General features: G+C 71.3%; 1 protein-coding gene. It reads right to left on the bottom strand.

Translation table 11 applies throughout. The features are described from left to right. Positions 1–809 (bottom strand): HNH endonuclease signature motif containing protein (locus tag BST17_RS28535; protein WP_133053621.1); only part of this gene is annotated, 809 nt, incomplete at both ends.

The raw sequence follows: 809 nt of genomic DNA, 5'->3' as shown, positions 1-809 counted from the left end.
GGTGCCGTCGGGGTGTTGGCTCTCGGTCCAGCCGCCGGGCCCGCAGTGGAAGGTTTTGATGAGGTGGTGGATGCGGCAGTACAGCTTGGTGTTCGACGGGTGGGTGGGCCCGTAGGGCCAGGGGGTGGTGTGGTCGATATCGCAGCGTTGTGCGGCGATGGTGCAGCCGGGCCAGCGGCAGATGAGGTCGCGGCAGCCGATGAACTCGGTGAGTGCGCGCGAGGGGTGATAGCCGCGTTCGGTGCCCAGCTCGGCTCCGTCGGTGAGGGGCCGGATCGTGGCAGAGGGGAGTAGGTCGCGGAGTTGGTCGGCGGTGATGGGTCCGTAACCGGGGATCAGCGCCGGGGGTGGGGACTTCGGGGCGGGCGTGGGCGCGGCCGGCGGCATAGGTGCGGCGGCTTCTGCGGCCGGACCACGACTCTCGAACGTCGTGGCGTTTCCCTCGGCGGCCGGTGCATCGGTTGATGTGGCGGCGTCGGTGCTGTCCTGTCCGGCGATCACGTGGATCACGTACTGGCCGGTGGGGACCTTGTTGCCGGCGGCCGGGCAATCGGCGCGCCCGCACAGGCATGCCATGCCGCCGACCTGGAGGGCGTCCACGGCGTCGGCGCGGCGTTGGGCGTGGGTGCGCGGGTCATGTGGGCATACGGTGCGCGCCAGCGCATCCAGCTGCTGGTCGAGCACCGCACCTTTGGCGGCGTCGAGCAGGCCGTAGACCTCGACCATGCCGTTGCCGACCGGGTCGATGCTCAGGTGGCGGCGCCGGCGTGCGTTTCGGGCGCGGCGCACCGCTTCGGGGTCGACGTCGA

This window comes from Mycolicibacterium bacteremicum (assembly GCF_002086115.1).
Lineage (GTDB): Bacteria > Actinomycetota > Actinomycetes > Mycobacteriales > Mycobacteriaceae > Mycobacterium > Mycobacterium bacteremicum.
This window is presented reverse-complemented; position numbering and strand designations above follow the sequence as displayed.